General features: G+C 58.9%; 18 protein-coding genes and 7 pseudogenes. 13 read left to right on the forward strand and 12 right to left on the reverse strand.

The genetic code is table 11. The annotated features are described in order from the left end of the window. The 4 genes and pseudogenes from DMX12_RS27690 to tnpC form a co-directional block, all read left to right on the forward strand. A partial coding sequence (locus DMX12_RS27690) for a transposase domain-containing protein (protein WP_146226874.1) occupies positions 1–95 on the forward strand: 95 nt, incomplete at its 5' end. A 31-nt stretch (positions 96–126) separates the two neighbouring features. After that, a pseudogene (locus DMX12_RS27695) lies at positions 127–1,110 on the forward strand (UvrD-helicase domain-containing protein); the annotation flags it as partial. A gap of 152 nt (positions 1,111–1,262) precedes the next feature. Beyond that, complete coding sequence (locus DMX12_RS27700; protein ID WP_046787890.1) at positions 1,263–4,280, forward strand: Tn3 family transposase; 3,018 nt, start codon at positions 1,263–1,265, stop codon at positions 4,278–4,280. Beyond that, positions 4,280–4,642 carry a Tn3 family transposase post-transcriptional regulator TnpC gene (tnpC, locus tag DMX12_RS27705; protein WP_017849612.1) on the forward strand — a complete coding sequence of 121 codons (363 nt, stop codon included), beginning with the start codon at positions 4,280–4,282 and terminating at the stop codon, positions 4,640–4,642. Before DMX12_RS27700 ends, tnpC begins: the two co-directional genes overlap by 1 nt. Positions 4,643–4,935: 293 nt before the next feature. Here tnpC and DMX12_RS27710 read toward each other — a convergent pair whose 3' ends face one another. From DMX12_RS27710 to merT, 8 genes are all read right to left on the reverse strand, one after another. After that, the gene (locus DMX12_RS27710; protein ID WP_032805095.1) at positions 4,936–5,148 is read right to left on the reverse strand and encodes a DUF3330 domain-containing protein; all 213 of its coding nucleotides are present in this window, start codon (positions 5,146–5,148) and stop codon (positions 4,936–4,938) included. 161 nt (positions 5,149–5,309) lie between these two features. Continuing rightward, positions 5,310–5,546 carry a broad-spectrum mercury transporter MerE gene (gene merE, locus DMX12_RS27715; RefSeq protein ID WP_017849613.1) on the reverse strand — a complete coding sequence of 79 codons (237 nt, stop codon included), beginning with the start codon at positions 5,544–5,546 and terminating at the stop codon, positions 5,310–5,312. Further along, positions 5,539–5,901 carry a mercuric resistance transcriptional repressor MerD gene (gene merD, locus DMX12_RS27720; RefSeq protein WP_017849614.1) on the reverse strand — a complete coding sequence of 121 codons (363 nt, stop codon included), beginning with the start codon at positions 5,899–5,901 and terminating at the stop codon, positions 5,539–5,541. Before merD ends, merE begins: the two co-directional genes overlap by 8 nt. Continuing rightward, the gene (locus DMX12_RS27725) at positions 5,898–6,317 is read right to left on the reverse strand and encodes a hypothetical protein (protein ID WP_017849615.1); all 420 of its coding nucleotides are present in this window, start codon (positions 6,315–6,317) and stop codon (positions 5,898–5,900) included. The genes merD and DMX12_RS27725 overlap by 4 nt, the downstream gene beginning before the upstream one ends. Positions 6,318–6,337: 20 nt before the next feature. Then, on the reverse strand, positions 6,338–8,017 hold the full coding sequence (gene merA / locus DMX12_RS27730; protein ID WP_031633059.1) for a mercury(II) reductase: 1,680 nt from the start codon (positions 8,015–8,017) through the stop codon (positions 6,338–6,340). A 32-nt stretch (positions 8,018–8,049) separates the two neighbouring features. Then, positions 8,050–8,484, reverse strand: coding sequence for an organomercurial transporter MerC (merC, locus tag DMX12_RS27735; protein ID WP_003131881.1), 435 nt, complete (start codon positions 8,482–8,484; stop codon positions 8,050–8,052). A 12-nt stretch (positions 8,485–8,496) separates the two neighbouring features. Further along, entirely contained in the window at positions 8,497–8,775 is a 279-nt protein-coding gene (gene merP, locus DMX12_RS27740) for a mercury resistance system periplasmic binding protein MerP (RefSeq protein WP_003131880.1), read from the reverse strand. A gap of 13 nt (positions 8,776–8,788) precedes the next feature. Then, the gene (gene merT / locus DMX12_RS27745; RefSeq protein ID WP_017849617.1) at positions 8,789–9,139 is read right to left on the reverse strand and encodes a mercuric ion transporter MerT; all 351 of its coding nucleotides are present in this window, start codon (positions 9,137–9,139) and stop codon (positions 8,789–8,791) included. 71 nt (positions 9,140–9,210) lie between these two features. Between merT and merR the strand changes: the two genes are divergently transcribed. Further along, positions 9,211–9,651 (forward strand): Hg(II)-responsive transcriptional regulator, encoded by a 441-nt coding sequence (gene merR, locus DMX12_RS27750; RefSeq protein ID WP_003131870.1) that lies wholly within the window; start codon positions 9,211–9,213, stop codon positions 9,649–9,651. A gap of 162 nt (positions 9,652–9,813) precedes the next feature. Here merR and DMX12_RS30185 read toward each other — a convergent pair whose 3' ends face one another. Both DMX12_RS30185 and DMX12_RS30120 read right to left on the reverse strand, forming a co-directional pair. After that, entirely contained in the window at positions 9,814–10,029 is a 216-nt protein-coding gene (locus DMX12_RS30185) for a co-regulatory protein PtrA N-terminal domain-containing protein (protein WP_017849619.1), read from the reverse strand. 195 nt (positions 10,030–10,224) lie between these two features. Continuing rightward, positions 10,225–10,341: pseudogene (locus DMX12_RS30120) on the reverse strand (type II toxin-antitoxin system RelE/ParE family toxin); the annotation flags it as partial. Positions 10,342–10,603: 262 nt separating this feature from the next. On the opposite strand from DMX12_RS30120, the pseudogene DMX12_RS27765 reads away from it, so the two are divergent. The 5 genes and pseudogenes from DMX12_RS27765 to DMX12_RS27780 form a co-directional block, all read left to right on the forward strand. Beyond that, positions 10,604–10,861: pseudogene (locus tag DMX12_RS27765) on the forward strand (MerR family DNA-binding protein); the annotation flags it as partial. A 43-nt stretch (positions 10,862–10,904) separates the two neighbouring features. Then, positions 10,905–11,150, forward strand: a pseudogene (locus DMX12_RS27770) (transposase); the annotation flags it as partial. 13 nt (positions 11,151–11,163) lie between these two features. After that, a pseudogene (locus tag DMX12_RS30125) lies at positions 11,164–11,618 on the forward strand (DDE-type integrase/transposase/recombinase); the annotation flags it as partial. Positions 11,619–11,932: 314 nt separating this feature from the next. After that, positions 11,933–12,265: a DUF2790 domain-containing protein gene (locus DMX12_RS27775; RefSeq protein ID WP_033979951.1), complete on the forward strand. Its 333-nt coding sequence runs from the start codon at positions 11,933–11,935 to the stop codon at positions 12,263–12,265. A 159-nt stretch (positions 12,266–12,424) separates the two neighbouring features. Continuing rightward, positions 12,425–13,185: pseudogene (locus tag DMX12_RS27780) on the forward strand (OprD family outer membrane porin); the annotation flags it as partial. Positions 13,186–13,221: 36 nt separating this feature from the next. On the opposite strand, the gene DMX12_RS27785 reads toward DMX12_RS27780, so the two are convergent. After that, entirely contained in the window at positions 13,222–13,491 is a 270-nt protein-coding gene (locus tag DMX12_RS27785) for a hypothetical protein (protein WP_033979952.1), read from the reverse strand. 135 nt (positions 13,492–13,626) lie between these two features. Continuing rightward, positions 13,627–14,676 (reverse strand): DNA-binding protein, encoded by a 1,050-nt coding sequence (locus DMX12_RS27790; protein WP_146226875.1) that lies wholly within the window; start codon positions 14,674–14,676, stop codon positions 13,627–13,629. A gap of 186 nt (positions 14,677–14,862) precedes the next feature. Here DMX12_RS27790 and DMX12_RS27795 point away from each other — a divergent pair, with 186 nt between their 5' ends. The 3 genes and pseudogenes from DMX12_RS27795 to DMX12_RS27805 all read left to right on the forward strand — a co-directional run bounded on the left by DMX12_RS27795 (position 14,863) and on the right by DMX12_RS27805 (position 16,622). Next, entirely contained in the window at positions 14,863–15,873 is a 1,011-nt protein-coding gene (locus tag DMX12_RS27795) for a tyrosine-type recombinase/integrase (protein ID WP_077747747.1), read from the forward strand. 147 nt (positions 15,874–16,020) lie between these two features. Beyond that, positions 16,021–16,323: pseudogene (locus DMX12_RS30130) on the forward strand (DNA helicase UvrD); the annotation flags it as partial. Between the two features lie 98 nt (positions 16,324–16,421). Then, positions 16,422–16,622 (forward strand): heavy-metal-associated domain-containing protein, encoded by a 201-nt coding sequence (locus DMX12_RS27805; RefSeq protein WP_003139539.1) that lies wholly within the window; start codon positions 16,422–16,424, stop codon positions 16,620–16,622. Positions 16,623–16,827 lie beyond the last annotated feature (205 nt).

The following is a 16,827-nucleotide window of genomic DNA, read 5'->3' on the forward strand; positions in this document are numbered from 1 at the left end:
CGTATGCCTATCTCAAGGATGTACTGACGCGGCTGCCGACCCAACGGGCCAGTGAGATCGGACAGTTGCTGCCGCATCAGTGGGTGCCGGCCTGACTTACGCAAGGTGAGTTCGCCGGACGCTTACGGCGTTGCGGCCTTACGGGCACGCCTGAGACGCGCCGGCGTCCCTAGCTCCGCCTATCGAGTATCCACCATCGACGGATTCTCGATGCGCCTCATCGCCAAGTTCCCGGCGCGAAGCGGCCATAACCCGCAAATCTTGGAGCTCCACCAGCCCAACACTGACTACCCTGCAATTCGAGAGGCTGCCAGGCAGTTACTGCACGCTGGCCACCTTGCTCAGTCTCTCCGTGCCACCTACGCGCGGTTGCTTGTCGACGAGTACCAAGACTGCAATGTGGTCCAGCACGCTATCGTTTCAGGTTTAGCCCAGGTGCTTCCGACCTGCGTGCTCGGTGATCCAATGCAAGCCATCTTCGACTTCCGTGGCAACCGACTGGTGCATTGGACGAACGAGGTACTACCCCAATTCCCGGCAGCGGGAGAACTGGGGACGCCGTGGCGCTGGCGACTGGCCGGCGCTGAGAACCTCGGGCAGTGGCTGCTCGCCATACGGCAACAACTTCAAGCTGGCCAGCCGGTGGATCTGCGCACGGCTCCGGCTGAAGTGCGCTGGGTGCAGCTCAACGCCGGGACCGAAGTCCAGCAGCGGCTGGTGGCCGCTAGAACCGAGTCACCCAACGCTCGGGGCAGCGTCCTCATCATCGGGGACTCCATCAACGTGCAAGGTCGCCATCAGCTCACGAGCCAGACACCCGGCGCCATGGCCGTCGAAGCCGTCGACCTAAGGGACCTCGTCAACTTCGCCAGGAACTTTAACCTGCAGGGTGCCAATGCTCTGGCACAACTTGCGGAATTTGCTTCAAGCGTGATGACGGGGGTAGGTGCAGCAAACCTGCGAACGCGTGTGGAGTCTCTGCGCACAGGACGTGCCCGAACGCCACCGACCCCGGCCGAGGCCGAGGCCGTCGCATTCGTCGGGGAGCCAACACCGCAGCGAGCACTCCTTGTGCTCAACGCCCTCGCCGAACAGCCGGGGGCACGGGTGTAGGGGTTATGCCGAGATAAGGCAAAAATTAGGACATTCGTTCTGCAAGATATTGAACTAAAAGGAAATTTATTGAGTTCTTGATTGCTGGTCATCCCCCGCCTGACTAGCCGTCTATGCTGATGTTTTGCCTTACTTGGGGGATGAACTCAATGGCTTCGGTGGAAAGGACAGCCTACCGGCTCTTGCCCAGTCAGTTGCCAGCTAAGGAGCTGCATCGATGCTATTCCCTGTCTGATTCAGAGATCGAATGGGTCAATAACACCGCTAAGAGTCCAGCGCTATCGATTGGGCTGGCAATCCAACTAAAGGTGTTTCAGCAGCTACACTATTTTGTTCCGTTCGAGGAGCTTCCTCAGGAGCTCATCAGTCATGTCCGACAATGCCTTCGCTACGGCGCACGAATAGCTCCGCGCTACAGCAACCCCCGCACCCTTTACCGACACCAAGCGGCGGTTCGGCAGTACCTGCAGGTTACACCCTTCTATAGCAGCGACGGGCTAGCGATCACTGAGGAAATCGCACGTGACTGCGCTGTAGTGCTTGAGCAGCGAGTCGATCTCATTAATGCCATGCTTGATGAGCTGATTCAGCGTGGCTATGAGCTTCCGGCTTATTCGACGCTCAACAACATCGCAGAAACCGCTTTGGCGAGTGCTCAGGAAGTTACCTTCAACCTGATCGTGCTCCGAGCGCCAATCGAGGTGATCTACAAGCTAAAGGAGCTGCTCGACACGGATTTCGGGCGTCGGCAGAGTGACTTCAACGCACTCAAGCAGGCACCCAAGAAGCCTTCCCGCAAGCACCTGGAGGTGTTGATCGACCACCTGGCGTGGTTAGAGAGCTTCGGAGATCTGGATGCCATTCTTGAGGGGGTCGTCGATGCTAAGATCCGCCACTTCGCCACCCAAGCCGCCGCGTCGGACGTCGCCGAGCTGAAGGACTGCTCGCTGCCGAAACGCTACACACTGATGCTGGCCTTGATCTATCGGATGCGGGTGCGAACTCGGGATCACCTGGCCGAGATGTTCATCCGACGGATTTCGACGATCCACAAACGCGCCAAGGAGGAGTTGGAGCAAATCCAGGCGCGGCAACGCCAGAAGCTGGAGCAACTGGCGGCCACCCTGGATGGCGTGGTGCAGATTCTTGTTCAGGAACCGGATGACCAGGAGGCTGGCAGTCTGATCCGGGAATTCCTCTCTCCCGATGGCAACCTGGATCGGTTGCGCGAGACTTGCGCCGAAGTCCAGGCTACGGGCGGTAACAACTACCTGCCGCTGATCTGGAAGCACTTCAAGTCCCATCGCTCGCTGTTGTTCCGTCTGAGCCACCTTCTTCAACTGGAACCCACGACTCAGGATCGCTCACTTATCCAGGCGCTTCAGCTCATCCAGGACAGCGAAAATCTACACCGCGAGTGGATCGACGAGCATGTCGACTTGTCGTTTGCGTCGGAGCGCTGGGTTAAGGTCGTGCGTCGTCCTGCCAGTGAAGGGCCACCTACCAACCGGCGCTATCTGGAAGTCTGCGTGTTCTCTTACCTGGCCAGTGAGCTGCGCTCGGGTGATATGTGCGTGCTGGGGTCGGAATCTTTCGCCGACTACCGTAAGCAGTTGCTGCCCTGGGAAGAATGTTTCCATCGTCTACCGGCCTACTGCGAAAAGGTGGGGCTGCCTGGCACGGCGAAGGAGTTTGTCGCCTCCCTCAAGATTCAGCTGGAGGAAACCGCGCAGCATCTGGATGAAAAATTCCCTTCTTGCCGAGGTGACGTATCGATCAATGAAGCCGGCGAACCGGTGCTACGCCGAGTGATAGCGCGGGACATCCCGCCTTCGGCCATCTCGCTACAGACGGCGCTTATGCAGCGCATGCCGGCCAGGCACGTGCTCGACATCATGGCCAACATTGAGCATTGGATTCAGTTCACTCGGCATTTCGGGCCGATGTCCGGCAACGAGCCAAAGCTCAAAGAACCGGCCGAGCGCTACCTGATGACGATCTTCGCCATGGGCTGCAACCTTGGCCCCAACCAGGCCGCACGGCATCTGGCCGGTAATGTCACGCCGCACATGCTGTCCTATACGAATCGCCGCCATCTCTCGCTTGAGAAGTTAGACAAGGCTAACCGCGAGCTGGTGGAACTCTATCTGCAACTTGACCTGCCCAAGCTCTGGGGCGATGGCAAGGCGGTGGCCGCGGACGGTACGCAGTTCGACTTCTATGACGACAATCTGCTGGCCGGCTACCACTTCCGCTATCGCAAGATGGGGGCCGTGGCGTACCGACACGTGGCCAATAACTACATCGCGGTGTTCCAGCACTTCATCCCGCCTGGTATCTGGGAGGCAATCTATGTGATTGAGGGGTTGCTCAAGGTCGACCTCAGCGTCGAACCCGATACGGTGTACTCTGACACCCAGGGCCAGTCGGCCACGGTGTTCGCCTTCACTCATCTGCTGGGCATCAATCTGATGCCGCGTATCCGCAACTGGCGCGACCTGGTGATGTGCCGGCCAGATCGCGGCGTTTCGTATAAACACATCAACCGTCTGTTCACCGACACCGCCGACTGGCACCTGATCGAAACCCACTGGCAGGATCTGATGCAGGTCGCGTTGTCAATCCAGGCCGGCAAGATTTCCTCACCTATGCTGCTGCGCAAACTTGGCTCCTACAGTCGGCGCAACAAGCTCTATCATGCCGCGCAAGCGCTGGGCAGCGTGATCCGGACGATCTTCCTACTCAACTGGATCGGCAGCCGCGAGTTGCGCCAGGAAGTCACCGCCAACACCAATAAGATCGAGTCCTACAACGGCTTCTCTAAGTGGCTGTCCTTTGGCGGTGACGTGATCGCCGAAAACGATCCGGACGAGCAACAGAAACGCCTGCGCTACAACGACATGGTGGCCTCGTCGGTGATCCTGCAGAACACCGTGGACATGATGCGCATCCTGCAGAAGCTCGCCCGTGATGGCTGGCAGTTCACTGACGACGACGTATCGTTTCTCAGCCCCTACCTAACCAGCAATGTCAAACGTTTTGGGGAGTTCAACCTGAAACTCAAACGCCCACCGGAACCCTGGATCAAGGATTCCATTTTCCAGCAGGCTGCGGGATCAATGCGTGCGAAACAGATGTCTGACAGCAACGTTGAGGTGACGAACTGATGCATATCCCGCCAGCTTCGTTCCGCGTGACACCTTATGGGGACGTCGATACCAAGGTACTCGACTCTCTGCGTGCAAGCTACGACACCGCTCAGTTGCTCAACTTGGTCGACCGGCTGGATGCCTGCCTTGCTGAAATCGGAGGGGTCGGCAGCATTCGAGAAGACTTCCTACGCCTGCATGGCATGGCCATGACGGTACTGGAAGGTTTCCCCCTCACTGTGGCTACCAGTGATGTCGACAGTATTTGGGCGCAGGCGATGGCCCTTCAAGAGGATATTTCTGCTTTATGTTCATGCTTGCAGGCGGGTTCTAAACACGTTGCTCCTTTGGCAGCGCTTGCTCCTGACTATCAGGACTAGACTATTCGTGCAAATGGGCTGCCGGCAGACTGAATACAATGGAGGTGCAGAGTAAAACTGATGCTGCAGGACTGACGAGTAACTCTATAGCATCGCTGTACTGTGGGGTGAATTTGACTCTGGGTAGCCGGTTTTGACGCCCTGTAGGCACGCTGCCATCCTCCCGGGCATCGGCCTAGATAAAACTACTGACGAAGCCTTCGGGCTTACATTAGCCACGAGCGGACTTGCATTAAATCTCAATGGACTCACGCTTTCTAAAAAAAACCAGAGCCACTTTCCAGAGGCAAAGATTAGTCGTCGTGACGGGTACTGACCTCTGGTGTGCAGGGGTGATCAGGCTCGGATGCCGCTCTCTTATCCGCGCGCGATATGAAGCGCTGATAGCATTCAAGGCCACAGAAGTGCACGACGTACTCGGTACCTTCCGGCGTCAGTGCGGCGTCAAGGGAAATTTCCTTGCAACATTCGCAGCAACTGATAGTGGGGGTGTCGTTTGCGTTCATGATGGGGTTTCTCCATCGTCCAAGAAAACCTAGTAACTCTTCCACACCTGCGATCGAACCTGCGCGCAGATCGACCTGCGGCTGGCAGTGCAGCAACAATTCCCAACGCTCCCAAGCCTGCCGCAACTCGGCAGCGGAGACCGCGCCGTGCTCCGAGCGGGTCACGCCCGCTTCCGAAAGGCCCGTAGAGCCGCTCTCAGGAAGAGGACGAAGAGAACCGTCAGCACGAGCGTCGCGAGGCTCCAATGCTCGCTGACGAAGGCCCCGGCCGCAGTCCCCGAGAGCAGTAATGCCAGCACCGGCAGATGGCAGGGGCAAGTGAGCGCGGCGAGCACACCCCACGTGTAGGCGTGCCAGCGGGGCATCTTGATTGATTCGGATTGGTTGGTATTACGCATGGGTGTGACCTTCGATGGCACGATGAGTCAGCCCGGCCAACTCCGTTTTCACTGCGTCTAAAGCTGCCAGCCGGGTCGCGATTTGCCCAAGCAAGCGGTCGATACACCCGATCACATCGGTACTATCGTCTGCATCGAGCGCTCGACAGAGCCGCGCCAATTCGTCGAGCCCGATACCGGACTCAAAGGCGGCACGTACGAAGCACAGCCGCGCCAGGGACCGCTCATCGAAAATGCCGTAACCGCTTTCCGTGCGCCGCGCGGGGTGCAGCAAGCCGCGCAGCATATAATCTCGGACTATATGGACACTGACGCCCGCGTCCTCGGCCAATCTGGATATGGAGTAGGCATTCATCGCCGACACTCCCGACCTTCACCGCAAACTGGGGCGCTCAGATATTTCCTTCCGGCTAGGCGCTCAGGTAGCCAGATGAGCAACGGTGCAGCTCCCAGAGCCAGTAGCAGCCACAACCTGGAGAGATGCTCGCCGTTTTGGTCAAACACATAAGCCAATAGCGCACCAACTGCGAGCAACAGGAAGTGAGGCCCCGTTATGTAGCAGTGAAGGCGGCGACAACGCGTGGCGTTGACCAGGCAGGCGCCGCCCATCACGGCCAGCGCGGCGCCTGCTGCCAGGAACAACGCGGGGCGTCGATTAGACAGAACAATCGCTATCGTCGCCACGACGGCAGGCAGGCCCCAGAAGCTGACCAACTGCCATGTCTTGCGTAGGCTGTCGCACCTACCGAGATCGTCTGCCGTGTTGCTCATGTTTCAACCTCCCTCTCTCATTACCCTGCGCAGCAGGACAATTGTTTGACGTCTTTGTTAAAGGTCTGTGCGGCGAGTTTCAGTCCCTCGACCATCGTCAGGTAGGGGAACAACTGGTCAGCCAATTCCTGCACGGTCATACGGTTGCGGATGGCGAGTACCGCCGTCTGGATCAGTTCTCCTGCTTCCGGGGCCACAGCCTGCACTCCCAGCAGTCGGCCGGAGCCCGCTTCGGCAACCAACTTGATGAAACCCCGCGTGTCGAAGTTGGCCAACGCGCGCGGCACGTTGTCCAGGGTCAAGGTGCGGCTGTCGGTTTCGATCCCGGCGTGCTGCGCTTCGGCTTCGCTGTAGCCGACGGTGGCCACTTGCGGATCGGTGAACACCACGGCCGGCATGACGTCGAGATTGAGCTTGGCCTCGCCGCCGGTCATGTTGATTGCCGCGCGGGTGCCAGCCGCTGCCGCGACGTAGACGAACTGCGGTTGGTCGGTGCAGTCGCCGGCCGCATAGATATCCGCTGCGCTGGTGCGCATGCGCTCGTCGATCTGGATGCCGCCGCGCTCGTCCAGCTGCACGTCGGCCGCTTCCAGGTTCAGGCCCTGGGTATTGGGCGTGCGGCCGGTGGCGACGAGCAGTTGGTCGGCACGTAACTCACCATGGTTGGTGGCCAGTACGAACTCGCCGTTGGCGTGGGACACCTGGCTGGCTTGCGTTTGCTCCAGCACTTCGATGCCCTCCATACGGAAGGCCTCCGTCACCGCCGCGCCGATGGCCGGGTCTTCGTGGAAGAACATCGCACTGCGTGCCAGGATCGTGACCTCGCTACCCAGCCGGGCGAAGGCCTGCGCCAGTTCCACTGCCACTACGGAGGCGCCGATCACGGCGAGCCGCTTAGGGATTGTATCGCTCGCCAGTGCCTGGTCTGAGGTCCAGTACGGCGTGTCTTTCAGTCCTGGAATCGGTGGAACGGCCGCGCTTGCGCCGGTGGCGACCAGGCAGCGGTCGAAGGCTACGATGTGCTCGCCACCCTCGGCCAGTTTCACGCTGAGCGTGTGGCCGTCCTGGAAACGGGCGGTGCCGCGCAGCACGCTGATCGCCGGCGTGCTCTCCAGGATGCTTTCGTACTTGGCGTGGCGCAGTTCGGCGACACGGTCTTGTTGCTGCGCGAGCAGACGTTCGCGTAGGACGGTCGGCGTCATGGCGGAAAGCCCGGCGTCGAACGGGCTCTCGCGGCGCAGATGGGCCACATGCGCGGCACGAATCATGATCTTGGAGGGCACGCAGCCCACGTTGACGCAGGTGCCGCCGATGATGCCGCGCTCGATCAGGGTGACGCGGGCACCGCCTTCCACCGCCTTGAGCGCGGCCGCCATGGCGGCGCCACCACTGCCGATGACCGCGACGTGGAGCTTGTCGCCCTCTTTCCCGGCGTCAGTGCTGCTCAACCAACCCCGTGCCTTATCGAGCAGGCCAGGACGGGCTTGTACCATGGCGTCTTCGAACGCCGCTCGATACCCCAGGGCCTCGACAGCGGCCTGCATCTGCTCACGGCTTGCGCCCTCGTCGACCTTCAGTTCGGCCTTCCCGCTGGCGTAGGAAACATCCGCCCGATGCACGCCCGGAATCTTCTCCAAGGCCTCTTTCACATGCACGACACAGGAGGCGCAGGTCATACCAATGATTTTCAGTTCGGTCATTTCGTTACTCATTAGATCGTCTCTTGTCAGGTTCACTGGTTTGGCGGCGTCGGACAGGCATCCGGCCCACAACGGCGATGAGCGGGCGACACGAGATCCCATATCGACACCCCAAACATGAGGGCCAGGCCGATATAGAGCAGCCAACCGCTCCGCCAGCCATAAGCCCGCATAAAAAATACCGCTGCCAGTACCAGGGTAGGACCGATCAGGCCGAGCGCAGTCCGTCGCCACTGCCGATGATTGAGCCAGCCGAGGGCATTGACGAGCAGAGCCAGTCCAGCAAACAGAGGCAGCAGCGTGGTGATGAACAGGCCTTCCCACTGGCTCAAAAAGCCCAGACCGAACGCGGCCCCCAGACTAGCAAGGGCGGGAAAGCACATGGCGCAGCCTATGGCAGAAATCAGCACGCCGACGGAGCCGGCTTTGTCACCGATCCGCGTGAACAGATTGAGAGGATTTGCCATCGGAAGTCCCTCCTATTGTTTGACGCTGGACGGATAGCCAGCGTCCTCGGTCGCCTTAGTCAGCGCCAGGGCATTGGTCTTGGTATCGTCGAAGGTGACGATGGCCTCGCGGTTCTCGAAACTCACCTCAGCCTTGGTCACGCCATCGACCTTGGTCAACGCCGTCTTCACCGTAATCGGGCAGGCGGCGCAGGTCATGCCCGGCACCGCCAGGGTGACGGTCTGCGTGGCCGCCCAGACGGGTGTGGCGACCAGGCTGGCGAGGGCTAAGGATGCGAGCAGTTTTCTCATGGTGAACTCCTGATCAGTAGAACAAGGGAAGGATGTAGGGGAAGCCGAGCGCGACCAGCACCAAGGCCGCCACCAGCCAGTACAGCAGCTTGTAGGAGGTACGTACCTGAGGGATGGCGCAGACCTCGCCCGGTGCGCAGGCTTGAGCGGGGCGGAAAATGCGCCGGTAGGCGAAGAACAGCGCCACCAGTGCCGCGCCGATGAAGAGCGGGCGGTACGGTTCCAGCACGGTCAGGTTACCGATCCAGGCCCCGCTGAATCCCAGTGCGATCAGAATCAGCGGCCCGAGACAGCAAGCCGAGGCGAGAATCGCCGCAAGCCCCCCGGCGACAAGAGGGGCGCGCCCGTTTGATGGTTCAGACATGCATTTCTCCTTTCGAGCATTTGATCGATGGTTTAAGGTTAGTCCCGTAGTCATGTACGGAATCAAGCGGTATGAAAAACAATTTGGAAAGCCTGACCATTGGCGCTTTCGCCAAGGCGGCCGGGGTCAACGTGGAAACCATCCGGTTCTATCAACGCAAGGCGCTGTTACCCGAACCGGACAAGCCCTACGGCAGCATTCGCCGTTACGGTGAGGCGGATGTCGCCCGGGTGAAATTCGTTAAATCCGCGCAACGGCTGGGCTTTAGCCTCGATGAAGTGGCCGGGCTGTTGAGGCTGGATGACGGTGCTCACTGCGATGAAGCGCGTGTGCTCGCCGAGCAGAAGCTTGGGGATGTGCGTGGCAAGCTCGCGGATCTGCGACGGATCGAGTCAGTTTTGGAGCAACTGGTTCACGACTGTTGTGCGAGCCACGGGACTGTTTCCTGTCCGCTGATCGTTTCGCTGCATGGGGACAACTCGGGCGTTAACCGAGGATTTCCCGTTGCGTAAGGCGCCCCTGTTGGTCGGCTTGCGCTTAGAAAAAAGCGGCGCTCAATGAGCGCCGCTGAATGGCCAAAGGAGCACTTGCAAAGGGCACAGTTTGGTATTGCTATTTGCCCTCGCGCCTCAGCAGAGTGGGCTCACGTTGCATCTGGTCGAGTAGCACAGGCTCTACTTTGCAGGCGGACAGGCGGGCTGCGCTTCGCTACGGCCTGCCGCCGTGGGGCCCAGTTGCTTAATCTCCTTGACGGTTTCCGCCACCAGGGTCGCTTCAGCCCTCTCGCGTGCAGCAATTCGCTCAATCGCTCGGTCGCTCCCGCCCTCGGCCCATACGGTGGATGACAGCAGAGTCGCACCCACTACCAGCAGCAGTCTTAGGTGTTTCATAACGGCGATCTCCTCTCGGGTTTTCGATCCACGATTCAACTCTACCTCCGTAGTTAAGTACGGAATCAAGGAGAGAGGAGATGAAGGTCCTGGATTATGGCGCTGAGAGGAAATGGCAGGGCTCCGCCATGAAGACGGCGATTGCTTCAGGGCCGTCTAGGGCTGCTGCTGGGTCGTAGTCGTAAATTTTTTCGCTCATTCTGACCTCCACTCGCTGGCGAGTTTTTTAGCCGCTTCAATATCACGGCTTTGGCTGCTTTTGTCGCCGCCGCACAACAGCAAAACGAATTCATCACCTCGCTGCTGGAAATAGGGGTTGGGGGAGCAACGGAACAGAAAGTGCACTTAAGCTCAGTCGCTGCCCCGCAAACCCTTGCAACGTCTGGATAGTTTCGAAAAACGACCGTTTTATGAAACCGTTTCCGCTATCGCGAGGAAAGGTCACCAACACCCGAAAATCAGTGCAATAAACCTTTCTCACGAATCAAAGTTCGTTAATTCGCAGTCGCTGACGAGTAAAACGAACTCTAATTCGGCTTACGTTGGTTTTCAGTTCCATTGCTCCCCAACCCCCGATGTCGCCCGGGTGAAATTCGTAAAGTCCGCGCAACGGCTGGGCTTTAGCCTCGAAGAAGTGGCCGGGCTGTTGAGGCTCGATGACGGCGCTCACTGTGATGAAGCGCGCGTGCTCGCCGAGCAGAAGCTTGGGGATGTGCGTGGCAAGCTCGCGGATCTGCGACGGATCGAGTCTGTTTTGGTGCAACTGGTTCACGACTGTTGTGCGAGCCACGGGACCGTTTCCTGTCCGCTAATCGTTTCGCTGCATGGGTAAAACGCTCTGCGTTGGCCAGTGGTTGTGAAGGGAACCAGCGGACAAGGTCTACGGCTGCCGCGGCTGTGAAGCCGCACCGGTCACCGCCGACAAACCGGCTCAACTGATCGAAAAGAGCATGGCCAGTCCTAGCGTCCTGGCGATGCTGTTGATCACCAAATACGTCGATGGTCTGCCGCTGCACCGCTTCAAAAAAATCCTCGGTCGTCACGGCGTCGATATCCCCCGCCAAACCCTGGCGCGCTGGGTGATCCAGTGCGGCGAGCACCTGCAACCGCTGCTGAATCTGTCTACGAAAACAGCCCGGCGTGCCGCGTCGGCACGAAGGCCGTATTGCGGTGCAAACCAGCGATACGCGTTGGTGCTCGGACGGCTTTGAGTTCCGCTGCGAGGACGGAGCCAAATTGAGCGTAACCTTCGCCCTGGACTGCTGTGATCGCGAGGCCATCGGCTAGGTCGCGAGCCCGACCGGGTACAGCGGCGATGATATCCGCGACTTGATGCTGGAAAGCGTGGAGAGGCGCTTCGGTGATCAACTGCCCGCCACGCCGGTGCAATGGCTAAGCGATAACGGCTCGGCGTACACCGCCGACCAGACGTGCCTGTTTGCTCGACAGATCGGCTTGCAGCCGGTGACCCCCCAGTTCGCAGCCCGCAGAGCAACGGCATGGCCGAGAGCTTCGTGAAGACGATCAAGCGTGATTACGTGGCGCACATACCTAAGCCGGATCGAGAAACGGCACTACGTAACTTGGCCAATCCCTGTGATCCTGCGTGGTCGTCTTACTTTGCCCAACGTCGAGCTGCGATAGACGTGGATTGATTGCCCGGTACTAGACCATGGTGCTGACGAAAGACTTGAGCCGGATGAGGCGCGACTCTCATGCCCGGTTCTTTGGGGGCGGTGGCGCAGTAATGCGCTGCTGTTACCCGACGAAAGTGTACTTAAGCCCTACCATCTTATCTCGGCGCCATAAACCAGGACCTTCATCTCCTCCCTCCTTGATTCCGTACTTAACTACGGAGGTAGAGTTGAATCGTGGATCGAAAACCCGAGAGGAGATCGCCGTTATGAAACACCTAAGACTGCTGCTGATAGTGAGTGCGACTCTGCTGTCATCCACCGTATGGGCCGATGGCAGTTCCGATCGCCTGTACGGTAAGATGATCCAGGCCAACGAGCAATCCATGCGCGAATACGCTAGCGCCCAAGGCAAGAACCCGCCAGAAGTCACTCACTACCGCTATGGCATGAAGCTCGACATCGCCAAGGTCATTCACGTCACGTCGACCAATGGCAACTGCGATGTGATGCCTGCGCAAATGACCTACGAGGATTCGAGCGGAAACCTGCATATTCTGGAGTACCGCGTATCAGGAACGGACTGCAGGAGCCAGCACTGAGCATTGTTGACGTGTTGCTGACGGAAAAGTAATTTTCACGTCACCCTGACGTTATTTTGCATGTGGAAGTATGTAAGAAGCGCACCCGGCTATGCCCGGCGCGCTTCGGCATATACACAACCGCACAATGAAAAATCTGCCAAAACATCAAGAGCGTTTATGAACAACAAGGCCCTGTTGGGACTTTCTCAGATCGTCTTGAGCATCAGCGCTGCGCAGGCTGCAATGGCCGCCGAGGAAAAAGGCGAGGGATTCATCGAAGGCAGCAGCCTGAGCATCCTCAATCGAAATTTCTACTTCAACCGTGATTTTCGCAAAGGCCAGTCCAGCAGTACAGGAAATGGCTACTCGGAAGAATGGGCCCACGGAGTCATAGGCCGATTCGAGTCGGGCTCGGCCAGGCCGAGGACAATTACTCCAAGCTCGGCGGCGCCGTAAAGACCCGTTTCCTGGACACTGAAATCAAAGTAGGCGATGTCTTCCCTGTCACGCCTGTCGTGCAGTACGGCGATTCGCGACTGCTTCCGGAAAGCTTCCGCGGCGTCACCGCATACAACACCAGTGTCGAGGGCTTGGTGCTACAGGGCGGACGCCTGCACGCGATGAGCCAACCCAGCTCCAGCAGCATGCGGGATGATTTTGCAACCTTCTACGCAGGCGAAGTCGGCTCTCCGTGGATAGTCGGCGGTGATTACACACCCAACGACAACCTTGGCTTCAGCCTTTACACCAGTTGTCTCAAGGATGCCTGAAACCAATACTATACCGGCACTACCTGGAGCTACCCGCTTGCAGATGATGTCGCCTTGGTCGGTGGTTTGAATTACTACAAGGCCGTCGATGAGGGGAAGCAGCTCCTCGGCAGTTTTGAGAACGATATCTGGAGCGGCAAGGTCGGCCTCCGTGTCGGGGCGCACACCGGCGAGGGACGGAGACGGCCGACGTGAACCAGATCGCTATTGTGCCTTGCTATCGCCCTTCGGGGACTCCATTCCAATGTGTTGGTTCATGTTCTCCATCATTGTATTGCAGTTTTTCATCATCTTGGACATTTCCTGCATGTCCATCATCGGCATATGGTTGCCGTCCATCATGTGCATGTCCTCACCCTTATTTGTCTCGGCACTGCTTTGGGCGGGGGCTTTGGCCTGTTCGGCAAATCCCGTGGCAACAGTTCCAAGGGCTATGAAGGTAGCAAGGACGGTGTAGGTAATGGCGTTACGCATGGCGACTCTCCTCATCTACGACCTTGGTTTCCAGCCAGGCTGTGTATTGAAGAGTTGATTGCTCCACTGTCCTCCTGTTTGGCTCCTTTGGTTTGGAGGATGGTTTCAGGCGCCTGAGGTAGGCGCCTTTTTCGGTCAACAAGTCTTCGGCTTCATCGCTCTGGACTCTGCGAGCTGGCTTGACAGCACCGCGTTGTCTTGCACGAGAAGCTGCTTTTCTGTGGCCAACTGGCTCAATTGGCTTTCAGTTTGGCTTAAGCGTTCCGCCAGCAGGCTTCGCTCCCGTTCATTGACGGCCAGGTAAGTCCGCGTCTCAGCCAAACGCTGCTCACCTTGGCCATGGCGCTGCTCCAGTGCCTGATGCGACTGTTGCAAGTCGGTGAATTGAAGTAAGACGTGTTCATGCGCAATCTGACTCTGCGCGAGCGTCGCTTGCGTCGTGAGCAGGGTGCTCTCTAGACGATCATGGTCCTGCACCAGGCGTTGTTCCTGCGCCTGCAGTTCGCCCAGGCGGGTTTGCTGCGCGAGCAGACGCTGCCGGAGCGCTGCCAATTCGTGTTCCAGGCGCTGCTGGCGTTGCTCAGTGGCCTGGCGCTCGTCGCTGCGTTGTTGCGCGACCGATGCCTGGTAGTGCTCAAACTGCTCCCGCGCTTGTTGCAGTTGCCGGGTCAGTGCGGCCGCCTCGGCGGCGTGGTCAGCCAGACGTTGTTCGAGCCCGGTCTTTTCACTGCCCAGGCTGGCCAGGGCGATCTCCTGACGCTGCAGGGTGTCAGCCAGCCCCTGGCTGCGCGTAGTGGCTACGGCAAGTGCCTGGGCCTGCTGCTCCTGAACGCTGAGTTGCGCGTCGCGCTCGACGAATGCCTGCTGCAACTGTTCCTGCAACGCGTCGGCCTCTGCCTGGTGAGCCGCTACGGCCTGCTGGAGTTGGACGGCCGCCTCCGCCTGAACTTTTTCGTACAGTCCTTTCAGCGCCAGGACCAGCTCCGCGGGCAATCCCAGTTCGGCCTGGGCCAGCGTGCCGGGATGCGCGGCTTTCCAACGCTTTAACAACGGAGCAATCGTGCTTTTGCTGCCCGTCCCACCCAGGGCGACGCGGATGCTGTCAATGGTGGGGTTGTGGCCCGCAGCCACCAGTTGGGTGGCCGCCTGGGCAACATGCAGGTAGAGGACGCCGGAACGGGCCATGAACACCTCGGATTTTTTCGTACCGTATTATGGAAAACGTAATACCTCGATTTAAGTACAGAATAGTTCAGCCGACTGAGACCGTCAGTTGACCCACGATAAGCGCGGTTATCGTGAGTTAAGTCATCGCGATCGAGGGTTGTGTCTATAATCTGCGGTACACATGGCCTAAACAGGCGCTTCGTGATGACAGCCGGCAATAATGACGAAAACCTCCCCACCAGGCGGCACGAAGAGCCGACAGTACTTGCGCGTACCCCCGGTACGCTCACCACCCCCGAACAATTGGCTGAGCAACATCAGCGTTTTCTCGCCGCCGCGACAACCGACAACACCCGGCGCACCTACCGCTCGGCCATTCGCCACTTTCTCGCCTGGGGCGGCGTGCTGCCGTGCGATGAAGCCGCGCTGATTCGTTATCTATTGTCTTTTGCGGAAGTATTGAACCCGCGCACCCTGGCCCTGCGCCTCACGGCGCTGTCGCAATGGCACCGTTATCAGGGTTTTCCTGACCCTACCGCCAGCGCCACCGTGGGCAAAACCTTGCGCGGTATTGAGCGGGTGAACGGGCGGCCTCGACAAAAAGCCAAGGCCCTGGTCCTAGAGGATCTCGAACGCATCGTGGTGCACCTGAACACGCTCGACGGACTGGCGACACTGCGGGACAGTGCACTGCTCCAGGTCGGGTATTTTGGTGCGTTCCGGCGCAGCGAATTGGTCACGCTGGAGATGCAATACCTCGAGTGGGAGCAGGAAGGTCTACGGATCACGCTGCCCCGTTCCAAGACCGATCAGGAGGGCGAGGGACTCGACAAGGCGATCCCATACGGCGACAGCATCTGCTGCCCCGCGACAGCGCTACGCCGGTGGTTGGACGCGGCTCAGATCGTTCAGGGGCCACTGTTCCGGCGCATCAGCCGCTGGGGCGTACTCGGCGAGGTGGCACTGCACGAGGGCAGCGTGAATACCATCCTGACGGCACGTGCCGAAGCCGCAGGGCTGTTGTATGTGCCCGAACTGAGCAGCCACAGTCTGCGTCGGGGACTGGCTACCAGTGCGCATCGGGCTGGGGCGGATTTCCTTGAGATCAAACGACAGGGTGGCTGGCGGCACGATGGCACCGTACACGGCTATATCGAGGAAGCTGGAGCTTTCGAGGAGAATGCGGCTGGCTCGTTATTACGACGCAAACCGTAGCCAAGGTTTGTAAGCAGGGCTGGTTAGAATCCCAAGTGGCCACCCTCTATTCTCGACCGTCCTTCCGCAGCACATGAGCAGTTCCCTTAAAAACAGTTACTTACAGAACGAATGTCCTAATTTTTGGCTTATCTCGGCACGCCCCCGGTGTACCGACCGGAAGTTCTGCACTGCTGCCGGTCCGCTATGCAAGCTGTGGCGGGAGGTACAGCCGACTTTCTGAGTGCAGCCATTCAAGCGCGAGAACGCAATCGACACCTTGCCCGCCCCATCGCAAGACGCTCGGTAGGCAGCACATTACTTCTCAAGGGGCTCGAGGCGGATGTCTCGGTTGTTCTGCATCCTGAACTTATGACCGCTCCGAATCTGTATGTCGCCCTGACGAGGGGCGCAAGGCACGTAGTGGTGTGTTCATCGAACCCCATCCTGATGCCTGTGAACAACGGCTGAGCCTTATTGTTGCGTTTGCGCACTTGACCTTGCCATCGTGTCAAGGTCGATACTGTCTGTGCGGTAACTTGAGCCGCGGACGAAATGAGGTGAGAGAGATGTTCAGCCTGAATGTTTCGGGTATGGGTTGTGGCAGTTGCGTCAGCAAAATCACGAAGGCCATCCAGACGCTGGATCAGGACGCACGCGTAGAGGTGGATCGGGCAGCCGGCAAGGTCACTGTAGAGAGCACAGAAAGTGCCGAATCGATCCGCGAGCTGATCCAGGAGCTTGGTTATGCGGCCCAGGTCAGCGCTTGAGCGCTGGCCTGCCGACCGACTAAATCTCCAGTTCTGAGAGCTCTTTCAGCCCGTGGATACTGGTGACCTCGTTAGTAAGGGTAAGCGGATTAAATGGTTGATCTTACCTTTGCATGAGAGTGAGACAGACCGGCATCTCATCGGATTATCTGGTTGATGCTTCACCTACTGCTGGTGCATGTTTCCTTCGCTAATTCCAGCAAGA

This window comes from Pseudomonas sp. MB-090624 (assembly GCF_003205245.1).
Taxonomy (GTDB): Bacteria; Pseudomonadota; Gammaproteobacteria; order Pseudomonadales; family Pseudomonadaceae; genus Aquipseudomonas; species Aquipseudomonas juntendi.

Coding starts and splice junctions, on each gene's coding strand:
- DMX12_RS27700 (WP_046787890.1), top strand. CDS start 1,263: ATGGCTTCGGTGGAAAGGACAGCCTACCGGCTCTTGCCCAGTCAGTTG.
- tnpC (WP_017849612.1), top strand. CDS start 4,280: ATGCATATCCCGCCAGCTTCGTTCCGCGTGACACCTTATGGGGACGTC.
- DMX12_RS27710 (WP_032805095.1), bottom strand. CDS start 5,148: ATGAACGCAAACGACACCCCCACTATCAGTTGCTGCGAATGTTGCAAG.
- merE (WP_017849613.1), bottom strand. CDS start 5,546: ATGCGTAATACCAACCAATCCGAATCAATCAAGATGCCCCGCTGGCAC.
- merD (WP_017849614.1), bottom strand. CDS start 5,901: ATGAATGCCTACTCCATATCCAGATTGGCCGAGGACGCGGGCGTCAGT.
- DMX12_RS27725 (WP_017849615.1), bottom strand. CDS start 6,317: ATGAGCAACACGGCAGACGATCTCGGTAGGTGCGACAGCCTACGCAAG.
- merA (WP_031633059.1), bottom strand. CDS start 8,017: ATGACCGAACTGAAAATCATTGGTATGACCTGCGCCTCCTGTGTCGTG.
- merC (WP_003131881.1), bottom strand. CDS start 8,484: ATGGCAAATCCTCTCAATCTGTTCACGCGGATCGGTGACAAAGCCGGC.
- merP (WP_003131880.1), bottom strand. CDS start 8,775: ATGAGAAAACTGCTCGCATCCTTAGCCCTCGCCAGCCTGGTCGCCACA.
- merT (WP_017849617.1), bottom strand. CDS start 9,139: ATGTCTGAACCATCAAACGGGCGCGCCCCTCTTGTCGCCGGGGGGCTT.
- merR (WP_003131870.1), top strand. CDS start 9,211: ATGAAAAACAATTTGGAAAGCCTGACCATTGGCGCTTTCGCCAAGGCG.
- DMX12_RS30185 (WP_017849619.1), bottom strand. CDS start 10,029: ATGAAACACCTAAGACTGCTGCTGGTAGTGGGTGCGACTCTGCTGTCA.
- DMX12_RS27775 (WP_033979951.1), top strand. CDS start 11,933: ATGAAACACCTAAGACTGCTGCTGATAGTGAGTGCGACTCTGCTGTCA.
- DMX12_RS27785 (WP_033979952.1), bottom strand. CDS start 13,491: ATGCGTAACGCCATTACCTACACCGTCCTTGCTACCTTCATAGCCCTT.
- DMX12_RS27790 (WP_146226875.1), bottom strand. CDS start 14,676: ATGGCCCGTTCCGGCGTCCTCTACCTGCATGTTGCCCAGGCGGCCACC.
- DMX12_RS27795 (WP_077747747.1), top strand. CDS start 14,863: ATGACAGCCGGCAATAATGACGAAAACCTCCCCACCAGGCGGCACGAA.
- DMX12_RS27805 (WP_003139539.1), top strand. CDS start 16,422: ATGTTCAGCCTGAATGTTTCGGGTATGGGTTGTGGCAGTTGCGTCAGC.